Below are 441 nucleotides of genomic sequence, written 5' to 3'. Positions count from 1 at the left end.
ATAACTTCACTATTTATTTCTTTTTGAAAGCTTTCTCGCCCCGTCACTTTCAAGGTCTTATAACCTTCGATAACGTTTTCAAAGTATACTCCGTCATAAGTAAAACTTTCGCTTGAAAGCTTGTTGTCGGTCTTTGATTGGTTTATATCCCTAAATTGATACAAGTAAAATCACTCCTTTAGTCAACGGGTTGAAAATTATCACAACCCGTTGAAAGTATTTTAATATCCATATAACCTATTATTACGTTGATTGATCAAGTCTAACTCCGTTTGTGCATACGGGGCGCTTGCTGGCTATCTCTTTACCATCTAGTGTAACAACTGTTTGAATTACCGTGTTATTACTTCCTAAAGCGCCTTTAAAGGTCTGCCCTTTTAATTGACTAGAAATATCAGATTGCATTGAAAGCGTACCGATATTGTCTAATTGTGGAAAAGT

General features: G+C 35.6%; 1 protein-coding gene. It reads right to left on the bottom strand.

Going from position 1 to position 441, the window contains the following annotated elements; genetic code table 11:
• Positions 1 to 243 precede the first annotated feature (243 nt).
• Positions 244 to 441, bottom strand: a 198-nt coding sequence (locus BTA35_RS18565) for a hypothetical protein (RefSeq protein WP_238377634.1), incomplete at its 5' end; no start/stop codon positions are given.

The organism is Oceanospirillum linum, from assembly GCF_001995095.2.
GTDB classification, from domain to species: Bacteria; Pseudomonadota; Gammaproteobacteria; order Pseudomonadales; family Halomonadaceae; genus Oceanospirillum; species Oceanospirillum linum.
The sequence above is the reverse complement of the archived record's forward strand: the minus strand, read 5'-3'. Positions and strand labels throughout refer to the sequence as shown.